The 611-nt window shown below is 75.1% G+C and carries 1 protein-coding gene; it reads left to right on the top strand.

The window, feature by feature from the left end; genetic code table 11:
* Positions 1–281: 281 nt before the first annotated feature.
* A partial coding sequence (locus tag AC2W7C_RS18765; RefSeq protein ID WP_486002692.1) for a hypothetical protein occupies positions 282–611 on the top strand: 330 nt, incomplete at its 3' end.

The raw sequence follows: 611 nt of genomic DNA, 5'->3' as shown, positions 1-611 counted from the left end.
GGGGCGCGGAGGCTTGACCGAGGTCGGGCGTCCGGAGCGACGCGGCGCGCGCGGGGCGGCGTCTGCGGGCGGTTCGGTCGGGCGCCTGGCCATGCGCGGGGTCTCCATGAGACGTCAGGATCGGTCGCAAGGACGCCGGCCGCCCTTCCGCCTGTCACGATCATAGAGTACGACCGCGTTCGAAATGAACGGCGCCGATCAGGAAAATTGCTGTGCTGGCGCCGCCCTCTGCGGGGCGGCGGGCCTGACGGCCTGCGCAGGGGCCTTCGACGCTCGCACAGATGCGACGTCGCCGGTCGCGCCGCGGGGTGCAGGCCCTGGTGGACGCGAACCGCGCGTATCCGCGCTGGGCGGACTTCCCCCGCGCCACGCCCGTTCCCGAACCGCGGGCGGTGGCCGTCCAGGTGAATACGCTGAGGGTCAGCGCCGGGGCCCTGGCCGGAGAGGTCGCGCGAATCGACTGGCAGGAGGCTGGCGATCCCGAGGCCCTCGCCGCCGACGACCCGCGCGCGGTCGGGGCGGTTCCGGTCTCGCCGGTCACTGCCGAGACCCAGGCCGAGATCGAGGCCTTCGCCCGCCGCGCCGCAAGAGCGCGGTCGCCGCCCCCGCCG

The sequence above is a fragment of the Brevundimonas sp. CURTG3B2_SDJG genome (genome assembly GCF_057364705.1).
The sequence above is the reverse complement of the archived record's forward strand: the minus strand, read 5'-3'. Positions and strand labels throughout refer to the sequence as shown.